The following is an 18,057-nucleotide window of genomic DNA, read 5'->3' on the forward strand; positions in this document are numbered from 1 at the left end:
GTACGGGTCACGGGTACGGCACCTGGGCCCGGCGGCGGGTCAGATCAGGTCCATCGCGGCCACCTCGTCGGGGCTGCCGTAACTGACCGGCCCCGAGAAGCGTCTGCGGGCCGTGGCGAACCACCAGACGGTGGCGACCAGGACCACGGCCACCAGGGCGATCGGGGCGTAGTTGAAGGTCGTGACGGTGAGGGGGGTGGAGTGCGGCAGGACGAACAGCACACTGCTCAGCCCGATCCACACGACGGCGATACGCGCCACGGGCACGCCCCAGCGGCCGAGATGCCAGGGACCCGGCCTGAAGTCGTCCTTGAGACGGAGCCGCAGGAAGATCGGGATGCCGTAGGCGAGGTACATGCCGACGACGTTGACGCTGACGATGGCGGCGAAGGCGGTGTGGGACCAGAGGCCGGGCACGGTCAGCGCGAAGGAGCATCCCGCGGCCAGCCAGACGGCGTTGACGGGGGTACGGGTGCGCATGCTGACGGTGTGCCAGCGGCGGGAGCCGGGCATCGCGCCGTCCCGGGCGAAGGCGAAGATCTGCCGGGCGTTGCTGGTCATATTGGCGAGTCCGCAGAACAGCATGGAGCCGATCACCACGAGCAGCAGCAGCCCGGCGACTCCGGTGCCGAGGGCGTCGGTCAGGATGTGCACGGAGGGGACGGTGGCGCTCGCCGTCGCGGAGTAGTCGCCGATGGAGTGCACCAGCGCGAGCATCAGGGCGAGCCCGGCGAGCGCGGAGCAGCCGATGGCCCCGACGATGCCCCGCGGGGTGCTGACCGTGGAGCGCACGGTCTCCTCCGACATATGGAAGCTGCCGTCGAAGCCGGTGTAGGTCCAGCTCGTCACGAGCAGGCCCAGCAGGGCGGCGTACACCCCGCTGGTGAAGCCCGTGTCGTTGACGAAGTGGGCGGAGAACGCCAGCGGGCGGTGGGTGTCGGGCAGCAGGAGGAGGGAGCCGACGATGAGGGTGACGCCACCGGCCAGCCACCACACCGAGAAGCGGATGAGCAGGGCGACCAGATCCACCGTGTAGGTGTTGGCCAGCGCCTGCAGCAGCAGGATGACCGCGGTGATGGCGACCGTGCTGGGCCCGGTGGCCCGGTAGGCGGGGTGGTAGAGGGTGACGAAGGCCTGGAGGAAGGCGGCGGCCGCGTAGGCGGTGGCGGCGGTACCGCCGACCTGGCCCACGAAGTTCAGCCAGCCGGTGAACCAGGACCAGGCACCGCGGTGGCGGCGGGCGAGTTTTCCGGCGGCGAAGTAGAGGGCACCGCTGGTGGGGTAGGCGGAGGCGATCTCGGCCATCGCGGCACCGACGAACAGCACCATCACGGAAACCGCGATCCACCCCGCGACCAGGATCAGCGGGCCGCCCGCGGCCATTCCGTAGCCGAAGGCGGAGAATATTCCGGAGATGACGTTGATGATGGTGAAGGAAATCGCGAAATTGTCGAAGGCCCGGAATCTGCGGGTGAGTTTGCGCGGATATCCCATGGCGTGCAGGGTCGTGTCGTCGTCGAGGGCGACGGTCCCGTCTCCGCGGTGACGATTCCTGCGCCCAACGGCGGTGTGTTCCGGCACCGTCGGCCCCTTTCCCAAGCTTCCGAAAGTTGCTGGTCTCATGCGGCGGGCACCGGGAGGCCGAGGGTGCGCCGGGCCCTGGTCAGCTGGTCGCCGGGGTCTCCGAAGGCGCTCCAGGGCATCCGTGCGGCGTACGGCCCCATCGCGGTGAGCACCTCCCGGGCCTCCGGCTTCTGCCGGCCCATGTAGAGGGCGTGCGCCAGATAGGACAGGTCCAGTACCGGAGTGAAGCGGTAGCGGGGGACCTCGGGCAGCCAGTTGCGGTAGCCGCGGAGGGCGGTGGCCACCCACTGGGGCTGCCGCCAGGTGCGGTGGGCGAGGAGGGACGAGGGGTCGTACTCCTCGGCGAGGGCGACCAGCGGCAGCAGCCTCAGCACGGAGCCGACGGGCGCCCGGTGGCTGAGGAAGGAGGCCACGTCCCAGCGGGCGCTGGCGGTGCCGCCGTAGCGGGCGAAGTAGAAGGCGAGGAAGCGGTGGTGGGCCTCGCGGTTCCAGGGGTCGAGCCGTAACGCCCGGGCCAGCAGCGGCCAGGGGCCGGGGGGCGCGGTCAGCAGTCCCGGGGGCGCGGGGTCACGCGGGCGGCGGATCCTGGCGAGGGCGAGCCGGACCGTCCACGGGGTGGGGTCGCGCGGGTCGAACAGGGCGGCGCGTTCGCAGGCGGTCTCGGCGATGCCGAGCAGGGTGCCGGTGTGCCGGGCACCGCTGTCCTCGGCCCGCAGGGCCCGGAGCATCGCCACCCGGGCCCACAGCAGCGCGGATTCGGGGCCGGGGGCCTCGGCGAGCCACCGCTCCGCGAGATCGGAGTCGGCGGCCTCGGAGGCCAGGACGAGTGACCGGTGCGCCCGGGTGCCGAAGTCGCCGCGGGTTTCGCGCAGGGCGCGTTCGGCGCCGAGGTACCGGCCGGCTTTGACGTCGATACAGGCACGCGCGAGCCGGCGGTCGTCGGCCGCCGGATGCCAGACGTACTGTCCCCCGAAAGACCCGGCAGGCACGTGCCCCTCCCCCGTCGCCCCTGACGCCGCCTCCGGCCCGCATTCCGGCTCGGGCCCGGTCACGGCCGTGGGAATGCGGCCGGATCCGTGTCGATCACCGGCGGCGGGATCACACCCTACTCACCAACAAGTGATGGGGAAAACACTCGTCCGGGTAACGGATGCGTTCTTCACCCCGCCGGGGCAGCTACTCCTGGCTTGTTTCTGGCATATGCCGGAACAGCCGCACCGGGACCCATTACCACGCCCCGCTGCGATTACCCCGAGTTTACTCCGCGAACTCACCCGAAGGAGAACGCCCGTCCGGCTTTCCGCTGGCCCGAATCGGCCCGTTGCAGGCCTGTCCGGAACCGTGGCCGTAACACCGTCCCCACTGAACGCACCGAACGCACCGAACGCACCGAACGCACCGCACCCACACCCGGGGTCACCGGCCGGCACTGTGGGGACCACCGGTACGGAGCAGGGGACCACCGGTACGGAGCAAACGATTCGTCCACCTGTGTGGAGCGTCGACACCGCGGCGCACCGCACTCGTTGTGCGGGCATGATCAACGCACGCCGCGCCGCGGTTCTCCCGTCCCTCGCCCTCGCCGCCGTCCTCTCGGCCGTCCTGCTGCCCGGCACCGCCCGGGCCCAGTTCGCCCCCGACCCCGTCACCGTCGACGCCACCGGCCGGATCGCCCCCGACGGTTCGGTCACGCTCACCGGCACCTACTTCTGCACCCCGGACTCCGGCCCGGTCCTCCTCGACGCCGAGGCCTTCCAGGGCGGCTCCCGCGCCGATCTGGAGGGATCCCTCGCGGTCTGCGACGGCAGACAGCACACCTGGGGGGCCACGGGCCGCCCGGCCGCGGCCTTCGCTCCCGGCGCGGCGGACGCCAAGGTCACCGTGGTGGAGCTGTCGAAGGGCCTGCCGTTCCCGGTCGACGCGCACTCCTTCGAGACCGGTGTGACCCTGGTCCGCTGACTCCCCGCGCTGCGGCGGGCGGCACCGCCCGCCGCAGCGCTCCGCGCTCCTACTCCCAGCGGGTCGCCAGCAGCAGCGCGATGTCGTCGGGACGGTCCTCGGCCTGACGGGCCTCCCTGATCAGCCGGTTGGCGGTCTCCGCCAGCGGTTCGCCCTCCGCGCCGGCCAGCGAGGCGCGCAGCCGTTCGACGCCCGAGTCGATATCGGCGCCCGCCTGTTCCACCAGGCCGTCCGTGTAGAGCGCGAGCACGGCCCCCGGCTCCAGCGTCAGTTCGGTGACGGGGTACGCCGCGGCCGGGTCGACCCCGAGGACCACACCGCCCGCGAGGTCGAGCACCTCGGTACGGCCGTCCGGGTGACGCAGCAGCGGCTGGGGATGTCCCGCCCGTACCGCCTGCACCGCCCCGGTCACCGGGTCGATGAGCAGATAGACACAGCTCGCGAACTGTCCCGGGTCGAGGTCGATGAGCAGCCGGTTGGTGCCGCCCATCACCTCCCGGGGGTCGGGCCCGCTGAGCGCGAAGGCCCGCAGGGCGCTGCGGATCTGGCCCATGGTGGCGGCGGCGGCCACCCCGTGGCCCTGGACGTCCCCGATCACCAGGGCGATCCGGTCGCCCGTCTCGACGACGTCGTACCAGTCGCCGCCCACGTCCATGCCCTGGGTGCCGGGAAGGTAGCGGCCGACGGTCTCGACCTGGTCGAGGACCGGGAGCCGGTGCGGCAGCAGGGCGTCCTGGAGTCCGCGGGCGAGTGCGGATTCGGAGTCGTACCGCCGGGCCCGCTCCAGGGCCTGGGCGATCAGCCCGGCGAGCGCGACGAGCACGGTGCGCTCCTCGGCACCGAAGGCCCGCGGCTGGTCGAAGCCGAGGATGCAGCTGCCGACGGGCCGCCCCGAGGCGATCAGCGGAAGGAAGGCCCGGGCGCCGACATGGGCGTCGAGGGGGATGCCGGGATAGGCGGCGGCGAGCTGCTCCATGGACTCGAAGAAGAGGGGGCGGCCGGTGGTCAGGGTCTCGACGCCGGGCAGCCGGGCGTCGAGGCCGACGCCGTCGAAGCGGTCCAGGAAGCCCTGGGGGAAGCCGGTCTCCCAGGCCAGGAAGAGATGCCGCTCGTGGAGCAGGTAGATGGCCAGCTGACGGCCGCCGAAGGCGGGCAGCAGCTCGTCGGTGACGACGGCCGATACCTGGCGTGCCGTGACCGCCTCGGTCAGGGCGATGGCGAGGGCGACGGGCCGGTAGAGCCCGGTGGACTGACTGGTCAGCGCGGCGAACGGGCCGCCCGGGACCGGGGCGCCCGGCGGCCGGGCCCGGCGCCCGCCCACGGGGTGCTCGGCGGGCAGGAGCGTGACGGTCACCCCGTCGTGGCCGGAGTACAGACCGACCTCCAGCCAGGTGTCGTCGTCCCTGCGGGCGGTGAACGAGACGGGGGCCGGGGACATCAGGGCGGCCCGCAGGTGGTCCTCGTACGCGGGGTCGGCGAGCCACGGCAGCGCCTCCCACAGCACCCGGCCCGTCAGCTCGGGCCTGCCCCGGCCGATGAGGGTCTCGGCGGTGTGGTTGAGATGGGTGACCCGGCCGAGCCGGTCGAGGGAGAGCAGGGCGCGCGGCAGCCGGTCGCCGGATTCGGTGAGAACGGGGCCGGGGCCGAGGTCGACGAGGGACCCGTGGAGCACGGACGGGCCGTCGGGGGCACCGGCGCGGCGCGGCGGACCGCCGGAGAGCTCGACCAGATGCGCCCGACCGTCGGCGCCGCGCAGCCGGATCCGCCGGGAGGCCATGGGGCCCGCGGCCGCGGTCTGCCGGGCGACGGCCCTCAGCCCGGCCGCGTCCTCCGGGGCGAGCCGGCCGGCCAAGGCCTCGGCCGTGCCGGGGAAGTCCGCCGGGGTGTGGCCGAGGATCCGGCAGAACGCCTCGTCCCCGGTGACCGTTCCGGTGTCGAGGTCCCAGTCGAAGTGGCCGATCCGGACCGGGGGCGCGGTCAGGGACGGCAGCTGTACGGGGAGGGGTTCGGCGTCCCAGACGATCGCGGTGCCGCCGTCCTTCAGCGCGGCGAGGTCGGCGGCGAGGCGGTCGGCGGCGCGCTGCATCCGCTGCCGGTCGCCCCGGGCGACGGGGCGGCCCGGGGTGGGGCTGCGCAGCACGCCGAGGACGCCGAACCGCTCGGGGCCCGCGACGACCGGGACGTAGAGCGCGCTGAACGGGAACGGCAGGCTGACCATGAGCTGCGGGAAGCGCCGCATGGCGTCCTCGGCGTCCGGCAGATGGACGGCCCGTCCCGTCCGATGGGCCGCGGCGACCGGGAAAGGGCGGTTCTCGTGCACCCGCCACCAGGGCCGGAAGAGCTTGGTGGGCAGTCCGGCCATGACGGCCAGCCGGAGGAGGCCCTCCGTCGTACCGGAGGGCAGATAGACCCCGCCCGCGAATCCGCCGACCGCTTCGGCGGCCCCCACGGAGGCTTCGGCCAGCAGCAGCTCCAGCTCGCCGGGTACCGCCCCGCCGCCCTTCGGTGGTGCGGGTGTCGCCCCGTGCCGCTGCGGCGGGGTGTCCCCGGTCGCGCCGTTCGAGGTCACACAGCCAGGATGCGCCCCGGCCCGGGCGGGGCGCATCTCCTTCGCCGTCGTCCGTGCGGCCCGGCAGGCGGGTCAGAGCCCGAGGGCGGAGAGGCCGGGACAGTCGTCGGGGCGGCGGCCGGAGGGCCAGTGGAAGAGCCGTTCGGCGGCGGCGATCGGCCGGTCGTTGACGGACGCGTGGCGGGCGCTCATCAGCCCGTCGTCGTCGAACTCCCAGTTCTCGTTGCCGTACGAACGGAACCAGTTGCCGGAGTCGTCGTGCCATTCGTAGGCGAAGCGCACCGCGATCCGCCGGGCCTCGTACGCCCAGACCTCCTTGATGAGCCGGTAGTCCAGTTCGCGCTGCCATTTGCGGGTCAGAAAGGCGACGATCTCCGCCCGGCCGGTGATGAACTCGGCCCGATTGCGCCAGCGGGAGTCCTGCGTGTAGGCGAGGGCGACGCGGGCGGGGTCGCGGCTGTTCCAGGCGTCTTCGGCGAGCCGGGCCTTCCGTACGGCGGACTCCCGGGTGAACGGCGGTACGGGGGGCTTCGCGGTCATGGCTGCTCCTTGTCGCCACCTTCGGCGGCTCTCGGCCACCGAGCGGAGAATGATCGTTCTCCCCTGGGGTCCGCAGCTTACAGAGAACGCTGGTTCTCCCGCAAACACCCTTGTCACCACGGGAGTTCCGGCCCACCACGGCCGTCCACCTACTGTCCGGTATACGAGACGGGCGGGCCGGGCCCTCTCGGCCCGGCCCGCCGACTGGGCTATGTTGAACGGGAGCGGGACGAGAAGGAGTGACACCGGTGCCATCAGATCAGCAGGCACGCGCACAGGCGTCTGCGATCACGCCGGGAGGGGGCGAGCCCGACGCCGGGCCGGCCCCGGCGGACCGGGTCCTCGCGCTCTTCGGCGGCCACCGGCTCTCCCCGGGCCAGCGGCGGATCGCGCAGTACATCACCGACCACCTCACCGAGGCGGCCTTTCTGTCGATCACCGATCTGGCGGACCGGGTCGGGGTCAGCCAGCCCTCGGTCACCCGTTTCGCCGCGTCCGTCGGATTCAGCGGCTACCCCGCCCTGCGGGAGGCGCTCCAGCCCATCGCCCTGAGCGCGATCGCCGGGATGCCCGACGCCCGCGCGGAGATCCGCCGCAACGAGCTCCAGGCCGCCGTCGACGCGGAGATCGACAACCTGGAGAACCTGCGACGGCTGCTCGCCGATACCGACCGGATGCTCGACCTCGGCCGGGAGCTGGCCCGGTCGGTCCCGCTGACCGTGCTCGGCCTGCGGATCTCGGCCTCCCTCGCCGAGTACTTCTCCTACGCGGCCCGCCGTATCCACCCCGACGTACGGACCGTGACCCGCGGCGGGAGCGTCGCCTACGACGCCCTGCTCCAGTCCCGCGAGGCCGGCGGCGCCTGGGTGCTCGCCTTCGCCATGCCGCGGCACGCGAACGAGACGCTCGCCGCGATGCGCGCGGCCCGCACCGCCGGGCTGAAGGTCGCCCTGATCACCGATCTGCCCCTCGGGCCGCTCGCGGACGAGGCGGACGAAGTGCTGGTGGCCGCCACCGGCTCACGGCTGGTCTTCGACTCCTACGCGGCGCCCGGCGTACTCTCCGCCGCCCTGCTCCAGGCGATGGCGGACGCCGATCCGCAGCGCACCCAGACCCGGCTGGAGAGCTACGAACACGCCGCGGAGCAGCACGACTTCTTCCTCGACGACTGACGGATCCGGCCGACTCCCCGCCGGTCCCGGCAGGCGCCCAGGCACCCGGACACCCAACCCCGCGCACCACCCCGCCCGTTCACCCTCCGGACCCCGGTCTGCATGAAAATTTTCTTACCCTTGCATACTCGACGGTATATATATTTACTGCCTGAAGTGGTCCGGAGATCGACCGAGTCGATTCACTCCGTGACCGAACCACGCCCCGAGGAAGGCCGGCCGCGCGCGATCATGCAGACGAACCAACGCCCCGCCGACCTCTCGGGCCCCGGCGCGCACAGCGCCGCATAGAGCCGGGCATCGCGCCATGACGCACTCCTCCTCGCGTCGCCACCGCGATGATCCGTCCGGGCCTCCGTCCCCTGCGGAAGCCCACCCGGCGGCCTCGGCCTACCCCTGGGCCGGGGCCGCCAGAACACCCCGGACCCCCGGGCCCGCCGCCGGGGGCACCCCCTCCGGAGCCACGTCGGCGCCCCGCAACTCCCGCGCGGCCGCGGCGGACTGGCCGCTCCAGGTCACCGCCCCCGGCAACCCCGGCTGGGAACAGACCGCCACCCTCTGGCTGCGCACCCTCGTTCCGGCGCGCTACGCCGGCTATCCCACGCTCGCCCGGCATCCCGTCGCACTGGCCCGCCACGCCCAGTGGCAGCTCCAGCACGAGATCGGCGCGGTCCGGGCCGCCCTGCGGACCTCCCGGGCCGAACTGCCACCACTGGGCGTCTCCGACCGGATCGTGGAGAGCGCGATCCTGATGTACGCGGCCGAGCTGGAGCAACTGGGCAGGCTCGCGCGCGGCGTGCGGCTGGTGACGCGGGCCCTGCTCACGCATGCGCCGGAGCCGTACGGCCGCAACGGCTGACCGCCGCACGCCCGCGGCAACCGTAGGACCGCAGGAATCCCCCTGCCCCCATCTCCCCCGCCCCCGGCGAGCGCCGTCCGGCGTGCCGTAAAACCTCCGCGAGAAAGATCGCCGCACCCCCTTGCGCCCCGGATACCCCTCGGGGGTATATTCCTTCTCGCCCCAGGGGATACCCCCAAGGGGTATGGAACCTTCAGAGGAGGGGACGGGCGATGTCAACCGTCAACCCACGGCGCTGGTGGGCACTTCTGGTGCTGGCCACCGCGCAGTTCATGGTGATCATGGACACTTCGATCATCGGGGTGGCGCTCCCCGAGATGCAGCGCGACCTCGGCTTCTCCCCCGAGGACCTGAGCTGGGTCTTCAACGCCTATGTGATCGCCTTCGGCGGTCTGCTGCTGCTCGGCGGGCGGCTGTCGGACCTGCTGGGCGCCCGCCGGATCTTCGTCAGCGGCTGGGTGGTGCTGATCGCCGGATCCGTGGTCGCCGCCGCCGCGACCACCGCCTGGGTCGAGATCGTCGGCCGCGCCGTCCAGGGTGTGGGCGGCGCGCTGATCGCCCCCGCGTCGATGACCCTGCTGATGATGCTCTTCGGGCACAGCCCGAAGGAGCTGGGCAAGGCCATGGCGCTCTACGGCGCCGCGGCACCGGCCGGCGGTACCGCGGGCGTCTTCCTCGGCGGTGTCTTCACCGAGTGGATGAGCTGGCCGTGGATCTTCATCATCTATGTGCCGATCGGGCTCGCCACCCTGGCCGCCACGGGTCTGCTGCCCGCCGCCGCACCCCGCCGCGGAGCCGTCGACGTCCTCGGCGCCGCCGCCGTCACCGCCGGTCTGGCACTCGCCGTCTTCGCCGTGGTGCGGGCGCCGGAGATCGGCTGGGGCGCTACCGCCACCGTGCTCCAGCTCATCGGCGCGGCCGTACTGCTCGGCCTCTTCCTGGTGATCCAGAAGTCGGTACGGACGCCGTTGATGCCGCTGGCGATCTGGCGGACCCCCGGTCTCGGCATCTCCAACCTGGGAATGGCGCTGCTGGGCGCGGCCTGGATCCCGATGTGGTACTTCCTCAACCTCTACCTCCAGCAGGTTCTGGGCTACGGGGCCTTCGCCAGCGGCGCCGCGCTGCTGCCGATGACGGCCCTGCTGATGGTCTTCATGACCCTGATCACCGCGAAGCTGCTGGGCCGGTGGGGCGCGAAGCCGCTGATCTCCGGCGGACTGCTGGTCCTGGCGGCCGGGCTGCTCTGGCTCTCGGCCATCGAGCCGAACGGCTCCTTCGTGGTCGACGTACTGCCCGCTTCGCTGGTCGCCGCGGTCGGCATGTCCCTCGCCTACATCCCGGCGATGATGGCGGCGATCTCCGGGGCCCGGCAGGAGGAGGCCGGACTCGCCTCCGGCATCGTCAACACCACCTACCAGGTCGGCTCCGCCCTCGGTCTGGCCGCGCTCACCGCGGTCGCCACCTCCCAGGGCGCCGGGAAGCTGGGCGATCTGCCCGCCCTGACCGACGGTTTCAGCGCCGCCTTCATCGGCGCGGCGGCCGTGGCCGCGGCCGGCGCTCTGCTCACGGCCCTGCTGATGCGGGGCGCCAAGCCGGCCGCGGCGGCGGCCGAGGACCGGCAGCCGGTGGGGAGTGGGGGGTGATTGAGCCGCTGTAGCCCGGCACCACAAGAGCGCACACTCCAGGAGAGCAACCGGCCGAAAACCCCGGAACCGCCGGAACCGCCGAAACCGCCGGAACCGCCGAAAACCCAGAAACCCCCGAAAAATCTGAGACCCCGCCCGCGCCACCGGCGCCGGGCGGGGTCTCCGCGTACGGTCCGCGAACTGCTCCCGTCCTACTCGCCCTGCGCCCGCCGGGCCCGGACGGCGGCCGTGGCGGCCCAGCCGAGACCGCCCGCGGCGACCAGCACCAGCAGCAGTTCGGGCCAGGCACCGGCGCGGGTCGCGGGGGTGAGGGAGGAGCGCAGCGGCACCTCCGCGACCAGGGCGCCGGGGGTGAACAGCTTCGTCTTCTCCACGATCCGGCCGTCCGGCATGATGACCGCGCTGACTCCGCTGGTGACGGGCACGACCACGGACCGTCCGTGCTCGACGGCCCGCACCCGGTCCATGGCGAGCTGCTGGTAGGTCATCTCGCTGCGGCCGAAGGTGGCGTTGTTGCTGGGGACCGAGATGAGCTGGGCGCCGTTCACGACGGTGTCCCGGGCCATATCGTCGAAGGCCGCTTCGAAACAGGTGACGAGACCGACCTTGGTGCCCGCGAGATCGAAGACGCCGACCTTGTCGCCGGGGCCGAAGTCCCTGCGGACCCGGTCCACGTCCTTGCTGAACAGCCGGACGAAGGAGCGCATCGGAATGTACTCGCCGAACGGCTGGACGTGCCGCTTGTCGTAGGTGTTGACCGGTCCGCGCTCCGGGTCCCACTCGATGAGGGTGTTCCGCAGCTTCCCGGTCTCCGGGGTGATGACCGCGCCCACGACGGTCGGCACGCCGATCGCCTGCACCGCGCGGTCGATCACCATGCGCGCGTCGGGGTTGGCGTAGGGGTCGATATCGGAGGAGTTCTCCGGCCACAGGACGAAGTCGGGCTGCGGCTCGCGGCCCGCCTTCACGTCCGCGGCCAGCTGCTCCGTACGGCGCACATGGTTGTCGAGGACCGCGCGCCGCTGGGCGTTGAAGTCGAGTCCGAGCCGCGGCACATTGCCCTGGATCGCGGCGACGGTGACCGTACCGTCCTCGGCGGACGCATCGACCAGGGGGCGGGCGGCGACCGCGGCCGCGGCGGGGACCAGCAGGGCGAGCAGCGCGGCCGCCATCGGTCCGCGCGGCAGTCCGCCGCCGCGCCGGTGGGCGACGACGCGCCGCCCGGTCTCGTACAGGCCGAATCCGCACAGGACGACGGCGAAGCCCAGCACCGGTGTACCGCCGAGGGCGGCGAGCGGCAGGAAGACCCCGTCGGCCTGGCCGAACGCGATCTTCCCCCAGGGGAAGCCGCCGAACGGCACCCGGGCCCGGAGCGCCTCACCGAGGATCCACACGGCGGCGGCCCACACCGGCCAGCCCGGCAGCCGGGACACCGCGCCGATACCGAGGCAGGTGGCCGCGATGAACACGGCCTCCACGGCGGCCAGCGCGATCCACGGCACCGGGCCGACGTCCTCGCCGGTCCAGATCAGCAACGGCAGCAGGAACGCCAGACCGGTGAGCTGGCCGAGACCGAAGGCCACCCGCAGCCGACGGCCCCGCAGCACCCAGCCGAGCAGGGCGAACGCGGGCAGCGCCAGCCACCAGAGCGGGCGCGGCGGGAAGCTCAGATAGAGCAGCAGCCCGGCCGCCACGGCGGCCCCCGGCCGGATCACGCGCATCAGCGGTCGGGGCTTCGCGGGGACGGGCCCGGAAGTGTCGGCGGGGGTGAGGGTGGCGGTCACAGCCGCGAGTCTACGGGAGGGGGGTATGACCCCTTCCGGGCCCCGGGCGGCCGGGGCTGGCTCGCGGGCCGGGCCCGCCACTACGGTGAACGCGGCAGACGACGGGGACTGCCGTGGCTCGGTTCGGGGGGTCGGCATCATGAGGGCTGCGCAGGTGGAGCGCGCGGGCGCCGCGGACGGGGTGGGGGCCGCCGTCCTGGGTGCCGCCGTCGGCTGGGCGCTGATCAGCGCGGCGGGACGGGAGTCCGGTCCGGAGGGCGTACTGCTCGCGGTCGTCGCCGTCGCCGCCGGATATGCCTGCGGCCGGATCTCCGGGGCGCTTGTGCCGGTCGCGACGGCCACGACGGCTTCGCTCGCCGTGCTGGCGCTGGCGGTGGCCTCGCCGGAGGGGGTGCCGGGGGTGAACGCGCAGTCCACCGTGGAGCCGGGTGATGCGGGGGCGGCGGCCGCGCTGCTCGCGGTCAGCGCCGGGGCGGCCTGCTGTGCCGCGGCGGCGGCCAGGCGGCCCGGGGCGCGGGCGGCCCTGCGGGCGCTGGCGCTCGCGGTGGTGGCGACGGCGGTCGTGCTGGGGTCGGCGGCGGGTGCCACGGCCGCGGCGGCGGTGGTGCTCTGCGCCGCGGCGTCGAGCAGGGCCCGCAGGCGTACCGCGGCGCTCGCGGGGTTCGTGGTGGTCGCCCTGGTGGCGGCGGGAGTGTCCTGGGCGGTGGCGCAGGACGCGCTGCCGGACGGCCCGGCCGAGGGGCTGAGGGCGCTGCTGACGGAGAACCGGGTGGCGCTGTGGCGCGACGCGGTCGCGCTGGTCGAGGCGGAGCCCGTACGGGGTGTCGGCCCGGACCGGTTCGAGAATCTCAGCGCCACGGCGCAGCAGACCCCCGGCTCGGACGGAAAGCCCCACTCGGCCCTGTTCCAGCAGGCGGCCGAGCAGGGTGTGGTGGGTGCGGCGCTGCTGGCGGGGGCGTTCGGCTGGCTGCTGTACGGCCTGTGGCGCTCGCCGCGCCCGACGCCCGTGGTGCTCTGCGCGGCGGCGGCGCTGACGGCGCTGGCGGTCCTGGCCGTGCTGGGGAACGCGCTGAGCTTCGCCCCGGTGACCGCGGGCGCGGGGCTGCTGGCGGGGCTGGCCACGGCACGTGTCGTCCCGGTGGCCTCGGGGGACCGGGCGTCCGCGGGAGCCGGGGCTCCGGACCCGTCGGCCCGCTGAGCGGCCGCCCGGCGGAATCAGCCGCGGACGGCAGGTCCGCCGGCGGATCCGGCGGCGCGTCCGGTGCGGCGGGCCCGGGAGGCGACGGCGGCTGCGACCAGGCCGGTCACACCCGGGCTGCCCATCATGATCATGGCCACGCCGATGGCGAAGAGTCCGCTGGCATGGTCGGACCAGTCGTAGCAGGCGGCTCCGGTCAGTCCGGCGGTGATACCGAACACCGTCGCTTTGACGTACCGGCGGGAAGCCGCCCAGTACACCGGGGCCGGCAGGGTGACGACGAGCCTGATGACCTGCCACGCCTGGTAGGGGCCGGTCTCGGAACCGTCGGGCTGTACGTCGCGCTGCTGGTCCCAGCCCAGCCAGACGGCCCACAGCAGCGCGGCCGCCCCGGCCAGGGCCAGTGCGGTCAGGACCTGGTCGACGGGGGTCTTCTCGTCTCGCGGGATGTTCTGCATGGTGTCAGCGTTCCTCCCGGCGGGCGGCGAGGACAGCGCTCGGATACTCGGATCCGACGGCCCCGGGTCCGAGTACTTCCCCGGCCGCGGGATTACGCCCCCCGGGGCCGTGGTGTCAGGCGGTGGCGGGGGTGCCCGGGTGGAGTGCCAGCCGGTCGCGGATGGCGCGGACCGCGGCCTCGGCGTCGTCGACGGTGACCGTGAACGTCCGGCCGTCGCCGAGGGTCACCACGATGCCCTCGCCGCGGCGGACGACGATCGCGGTGCCCTGCTCGGGGCGCCAGCGGTAGCCCCAGCCGCCCCACTGGCGGGGGGTGACCCGGGGGTCGACCTCCGCGTGGACGACATGGGCGAGGGGGATACGGCGCCGCGGCAGGCCGATATGGCCGCAGCGGATCTCGACGGCCTGGCTGTCGACCCTGACCGCGACGTGGACGAAGGGGAGGGTGCCGTAGAGCATCAGCAGTCCGGCGGCGACACAGCCGACGACGGACATGGACAGGGCGATCACACCGGACGTCCAGTCGCCCAGCACGGCCAGCTCGATACCGAGGGCGAGACAGGCGGCGCCCGCTACGGCGAGCAGCCACTGGACGCGGTTGGTCGCGCGGCCGGTCCAGACCGCGGGCTCGGCGGTGAGCCGGTCCGCGTCGCCCGGCCGTACGGGCGGGTCGGGGAAGTGGTCCCTCATGCGAGCAGGGTAACCGGCACGGGGCTCGACGGCACCGGGTCCGAGGGAAGGATCACACCGGGCCCCGGCGCCGCCGCACGGGGCTGTTTCGCAGGTCAGCGAGTGGGGACGGCGGCGAACAGCAGTCGGGCCTCGGCGTACTCCAGCGCCTCCCGCGGCAGCGTGTCGGCGGCCCGGCCGCTGAGGACGACGGCGGGCGGCCCGGCCGGTACGGCGCCGGGCGCGTCCGTTGCTCCGATCCGGCGAAGCGTCTGGGCGGCGACCGCCCCGGCGGAGCCGTGGAGGACGACGGGGCGGCCGACGGCGGCGCTGATGCGGTCCGCGACCAGTTCGTAGTGGGTGCAGCCGAGGACGATGTCGGTCACGTCGCCGGGGGTGAGCGCGGCGGCCGCGGCCACGGCCCGCTCGATGCCGGGGCCGTCGGCCCACTGGACCGCGTCGGCCAGCCCGGGGCAGGGCACCTCGGTGACGGCCGCGCCGCCCGCGAAGTCGCGGATCAGACCGCGCTGGTAGGGGCTGCCGGTGGTGGCGGGGGTGGCCCAGATGGCGACGGAGCCGCCGCCCGCGGCGGCGGGCTTGATCGCGGGTACGGTGCCGATGACCGGGACCGCGGGCTCCAGCTCGGCGCGGATCGCGGGCAGGGCGTGCACGGAAGCGGTGTTGCAGGCCACGATCAGGGCCTGCGGGCCGTGGGCGAGGGCGGCCCGGGCGGTGGCGAGGGCACGCCGGGTGACGTCCTCGGGAGTACGGGGGCCCCAGGGCAGTCCGTCGGGGTCGGAGGAGAGCACGAGCTCGGCGTCCGGCCTCTGCCTGCGTACGGCGGCGGCCGCGGCGAGCAGGCCGATCCCGGAGTCCATGAGCGCGATCTTCACCCGGTCACCATAGTCGACGGGCCGTGCGGAGCCCGTGCGGTGCGGCAGACTTCGGCGCATGAGCGTCCTCTCCGCGATCGCCGTGGTGTCCCTGCTCGTCTGGGTGTGGCTGCTGCTGGGACAGGGTCTGTTCTGGCGCACGGACCAGCGGCTTCCGCCGCATCCGGAGCCGCAGGAGTGGCCGGATGCGGTGGTCGTCGTCCCGGCCAGGGACGAGGCAGGGGTACTGCCGGCGAGTCTGCCGTCGCTGCTGGCGCAGGAGTATCCGGGGCGGGCGTCGATCGTCCTGGTCGACGACGGCAGTACGGACGGTACGGGCGCACTGGCCCTGGCCCTGGCCGAGAAGCACGGCGGACTGCCGCTCCGGGTGCTCCGTCCGGGTGAACCGGAGCCCGGCTGGACGGGGAAGCTGTGGGCGCTGCGGCACGGTATCGCGCAGGCCCGCTCGGCGGACGCGGATCCCGAGTACCTGCTGCTGACGGACGCGGACATCGCCCATGCCCCGGACAGTCTGCGGACCCTGGTGGCCGCGGCCCGGGCGAACCGGCTCGATCTGGTGTCCCAGATGGCGCGGCTGCGGATCGCGGGATTCTGGGAGCGGCTCGTCGTGCCCGCGTTCGTCTGGTTCTTCTGCCAGCTCTACCCCTTCCGTTGGGTCAACCGGCCCGCGGCGCGGACGGCCGCGGCGGCGGGCGGCTGTGTCCTGCTGAGCACGGCCGCGGTGGACCGGGCGGGGCTGCCGGATGCGGTCCGGGGCGCGGTCATCGACGATGTGTCGCTGGCGCGGGCCGTGAAGCGGTCGGGGGGCCGGATCTGGCTGGGGCTGGCCGGGGGCGTGATCAGTGTGCGGCCGTATCCCCGGCTCGCCGACCTGTGGCGGATGGTGGCCCGGAGCGCGTACGCCCAGCTGCGGTACAGCCCGCTGCTGCTGGCGGGCACGGTGCCGGGGCTGCTGCTGGTGTATGCGGTGCCTTCGGTGGCGCTGGCCGCGGGGATCGTCGGCGGGGATCCGCTCGCCGCGGCGGCGGGCGGCGCCGCGAAGGCGATCATGATCGTCACCTATCTGCCGATGCTGCGGTACTACCGGTGTTCTCCGCTGCTGGCGCTGGCGCTCCCGCCGACCGCACTGCTGTATCTGGGGATGACGGTGGACTCGGCGGTCCAGCACTACCGGGGCCGGGGCGCGGCCTGGAAGGGGCGGGTGTACGCCCGTCCCGGGACCGCGCCCGACGGGGGCTAGGTGTGTTGTTCCGGGGTCATTTGCGGCCGGGGGTCCAGTTCATTCCCCAGCCGTAGGCGTGGTCGACGGTCCGCTGGGGGCTGACACCGCGCTGCGGTACGAGGAAGTTGGCCTCGCGCTGGACGACCAGGTCCGAACCGGTGTTGGTGATCAGGGCCAGGGCGCAGACGGTCGACGGGACGGTGCACTCGCCGAGGGAGAAGTCGATGGATGCGCCGTGCTGCGGCCGGAGGGTGACGGTGGCGTCGAGGTCGGCGAAGCTGCGGGCGCCCTCGTAGACCGTGACGAAGACGAGGATGCGCCGGAAGTCCCGGCTGTGGTCGAGATTGACGGTGAGGTTCTCGCCGGAGCTGCCTCCGGTGCGGTCGTCGCCGTCGAGGTGGATCCACGGGGGCCGGTGGAGCGAGCCGAAGGCGTTGCCGAGGGCCTGGACGACCCCCTTGCTGCCGTCAGCGAGTTCGTAGAGGGCGCACAGGTCGAGGTCGAGGTCGCCGTGGAGGGCGATGGCGCGGCCGAGTTTGGCGCCCCAGCCCTTGAACTGCTTGCGGACCTGCCAGCTCAGATTGACCTTCAGCGCACCGGAGGTGCCGCCCTGTTTGGTCAGGGAGACGGTGGGTGCCTCCTTGGTGAGGGTGACCTTGGTCAGCCGCACGGGGGCGGAGGAGGGAGCGGGAGGAGCCGCGGGGGCGGGCCGAGGGGATGGCGGTACGGGCGCGGGGGCCGGGGTGCGGGTGGTGGCCGCAGGTGCGGGGGCCGCGGGCCGGGTGGTGACCGGGGGCGGCGGTGCGGCGGGCCGGGCGGCGTCCACGGTGATGCCGAAGTCCGTGGCCAGACCCGCGAGGCCGGTGCTGTACCCCTGTCCCACGGCCCGGAACTTCCAGGCGCCCTGACGCCGGTACAGCTCACCCGCGAGAAGAGCGGTCTCGACGGTGGCGTCGGTGCTGTCGTAGCGGGCGAGTTCCGCACCCGACGCGGCGTCGACGACCCGGACGGAGAGGCCGGGGACCCGGCCGAAGGACCCGCCGCCGGCGGAGGCCGCGAGGACGATCCGCCCGATGCCGGGTTCCACCCGGTCGAGATCGACGGCCACCGCGTCGGTCGCCGTACCGGGCCCGGTCTCCCGCCCTTCGTGGCGGACGGCGCCCGAGGCGTGTTCGGGCTGGTTGTAGAAGACGAAGTCGCGGTCGGAGCGGACCCGGCCCGAGCCGGTGTCGAGCAGCAGTGCCGAAACGTCGACTTCGGGCACCGAGGGGCCGGTGCTCCAGGAGAGCTCGACGCGCACGCGCCGCGCGGTCACCGGAGTGTTGGCACCTTTGAGCATGGACATGGAGCTCCCCCATCCCGTGAGTTCGGGGTCCCGGACCGTACACCGGCCGCCAACCTACTCCCGTGCCCCGCCGCACCCGGTCCGACCCGTCAGTAACCCGCCCTCAACTCGTCCTTTACAGGATCCTTGCGTTGTTGTGCGACCGATTTTCCCGCATT

General features: G+C 73.6%; 15 protein-coding genes. 6 read left to right on the forward strand and 9 right to left on the reverse strand.

The window, feature by feature from the left end; genetic code table 11:
• Positions 1-39: 39 nt before the first annotated feature.
• A complete protein-coding gene (locus tag B7R87_RS01950; protein ID WP_006350784.1) occupies positions 40-1,494 on the reverse strand; it encodes an amino acid permease in 1,455 nt (484 codons plus the stop codon).
• Positions 1,495-1,619: 125 nt separating this feature from the next.
• A complete protein-coding gene (locus B7R87_RS01955) occupies positions 1,620-2,573 on the reverse strand; it encodes a hypothetical protein (protein WP_006350783.1) in 954 nt (317 codons plus the stop codon).
• 547 nt (positions 2,574-3,120) lie between these two features.
• Between B7R87_RS01955 and B7R87_RS01960 the strand changes: the two genes are divergently transcribed.
• Positions 3,121-3,543: a DUF6299 family protein gene (locus tag B7R87_RS01960; RefSeq protein ID WP_006350782.1), complete on the forward strand. Its 423-nt coding sequence runs from the start codon at positions 3,121-3,123 to the stop codon at positions 3,541-3,543.
• Between the two features lie 49 nt (positions 3,544-3,592).
• Here B7R87_RS01960 and B7R87_RS01965 read toward each other — a convergent pair whose 3' ends face one another.
• Positions 3,593-6,148, reverse strand: a complete 2,556-nt coding sequence (locus B7R87_RS01965) for a SpoIIE family protein phosphatase (RefSeq protein ID WP_130585233.1) — start codon at positions 6,146-6,148, stop codon at positions 3,593-3,595.
• 36 nt (positions 6,149-6,184) lie between these two features.
• Positions 6,185-6,652 carry a nuclear transport factor 2 family protein gene (locus B7R87_RS01970; RefSeq protein ID WP_006350779.1) on the reverse strand — a complete coding sequence of 156 codons (468 nt, stop codon included), beginning with the start codon at positions 6,650-6,652 and terminating at the stop codon, positions 6,185-6,187.
• Positions 6,653-6,900: 248 nt separating this feature from the next.
• Between B7R87_RS01970 and B7R87_RS01975 the strand changes: the two genes are divergently transcribed.
• The 3 genes from B7R87_RS01975 to B7R87_RS01985 all read left to right on the forward strand — a co-directional run bounded on the left by B7R87_RS01975 (position 6,901) and on the right by B7R87_RS01985 (position 10,326).
• Positions 6,901-7,824: a MurR/RpiR family transcriptional regulator gene (locus B7R87_RS01975; protein ID WP_006350778.1), complete on the forward strand. Its 924-nt coding sequence runs from the start codon at positions 6,901-6,903 to the stop codon at positions 7,822-7,824.
• A gap of 307 nt (positions 7,825-8,131) precedes the next feature.
• Positions 8,132-8,683, forward strand: coding sequence for a hypothetical protein (locus B7R87_RS01980; RefSeq protein ID WP_006350777.1), 552 nt, complete (start codon positions 8,132-8,134; stop codon positions 8,681-8,683).
• A gap of 212 nt (positions 8,684-8,895) precedes the next feature.
• Positions 8,896-10,326 (forward strand): MFS transporter, encoded by a 1,431-nt coding sequence (locus B7R87_RS01985; RefSeq protein WP_006350776.1) that lies wholly within the window; start codon positions 8,896-8,898, stop codon positions 10,324-10,326.
• A 194-nt stretch (positions 10,327-10,520) separates the two neighbouring features.
• On the opposite strand, the gene lnt is transcribed toward B7R87_RS01985, so the two are convergent.
• Positions 10,521-12,113, reverse strand: a complete 1,593-nt coding sequence (gene lnt / locus B7R87_RS01990; RefSeq protein ID WP_130585234.1) for an apolipoprotein N-acyltransferase — start codon at positions 12,111-12,113, stop codon at positions 10,521-10,523.
• Between the two features lie 139 nt (positions 12,114-12,252).
• On the opposite strand from lnt, the gene B7R87_RS01995 reads away from it, so the two are divergent.
• On the forward strand, positions 12,253-13,311 hold the full coding sequence (locus tag B7R87_RS01995; RefSeq protein ID WP_130585235.1) for an O-antigen ligase family protein: 1,059 nt from the start codon (positions 12,253-12,255) through the stop codon (positions 13,309-13,311).
• A 17-nt stretch (positions 13,312-13,328) separates the two neighbouring features.
• Here B7R87_RS01995 and B7R87_RS02000 read toward each other — a convergent pair whose 3' ends face one another.
• From B7R87_RS02000 to B7R87_RS02010, 3 genes are all read right to left on the reverse strand, one after another.
• Positions 13,329-13,769, reverse strand: coding sequence for a hypothetical protein (locus B7R87_RS02000; protein WP_130585236.1), 441 nt, complete (start codon positions 13,767-13,769; stop codon positions 13,329-13,331).
• A 115-nt stretch (positions 13,770-13,884) separates the two neighbouring features.
• Entirely contained in the window at positions 13,885-14,460 is a 576-nt protein-coding gene (locus tag B7R87_RS02005; protein ID WP_006350773.1) for a hypothetical protein, read from the reverse strand.
• A gap of 95 nt (positions 14,461-14,555) precedes the next feature.
• A complete protein-coding gene (locus tag B7R87_RS02010; RefSeq protein WP_130585237.1) occupies positions 14,556-15,392 on the reverse strand; it encodes a glutamate racemase in 837 nt (278 codons plus the stop codon).
• On the opposite strand from B7R87_RS02010, the gene B7R87_RS02015 reads away from it, so the two are divergent.
• Positions 15,391-16,572, forward strand: a complete 1,182-nt coding sequence (locus B7R87_RS02015; RefSeq protein ID WP_006350770.1) for a glycosyltransferase — start codon at positions 15,391-15,393, stop codon at positions 16,570-16,572. The two genes, B7R87_RS02010 and B7R87_RS02015, sit on opposite strands and share 2 nt — an antisense overlap.
• Before the next feature lie 16 nt (positions 16,573-16,588).
• Here B7R87_RS02015 and B7R87_RS02020 read toward each other — a convergent pair whose 3' ends face one another.
• The gene (locus B7R87_RS02020) at positions 16,589-17,899 is read right to left on the reverse strand and encodes a TerD family protein (protein ID WP_006350769.1); all 1,311 of its coding nucleotides are present in this window, start codon (positions 17,897-17,899) and stop codon (positions 16,589-16,591) included.
• Between the last annotated feature and the right edge of the window lie 158 nt (positions 17,900-18,057).

Origin of the sequence: Streptomyces tsukubensis (assembly GCF_003932715.1) — a bacterium.
GTDB classification, from domain to species: Bacteria; Actinomycetota; Actinomycetes; order Streptomycetales; family Streptomycetaceae; genus Streptomyces; species Streptomyces tsukubensis.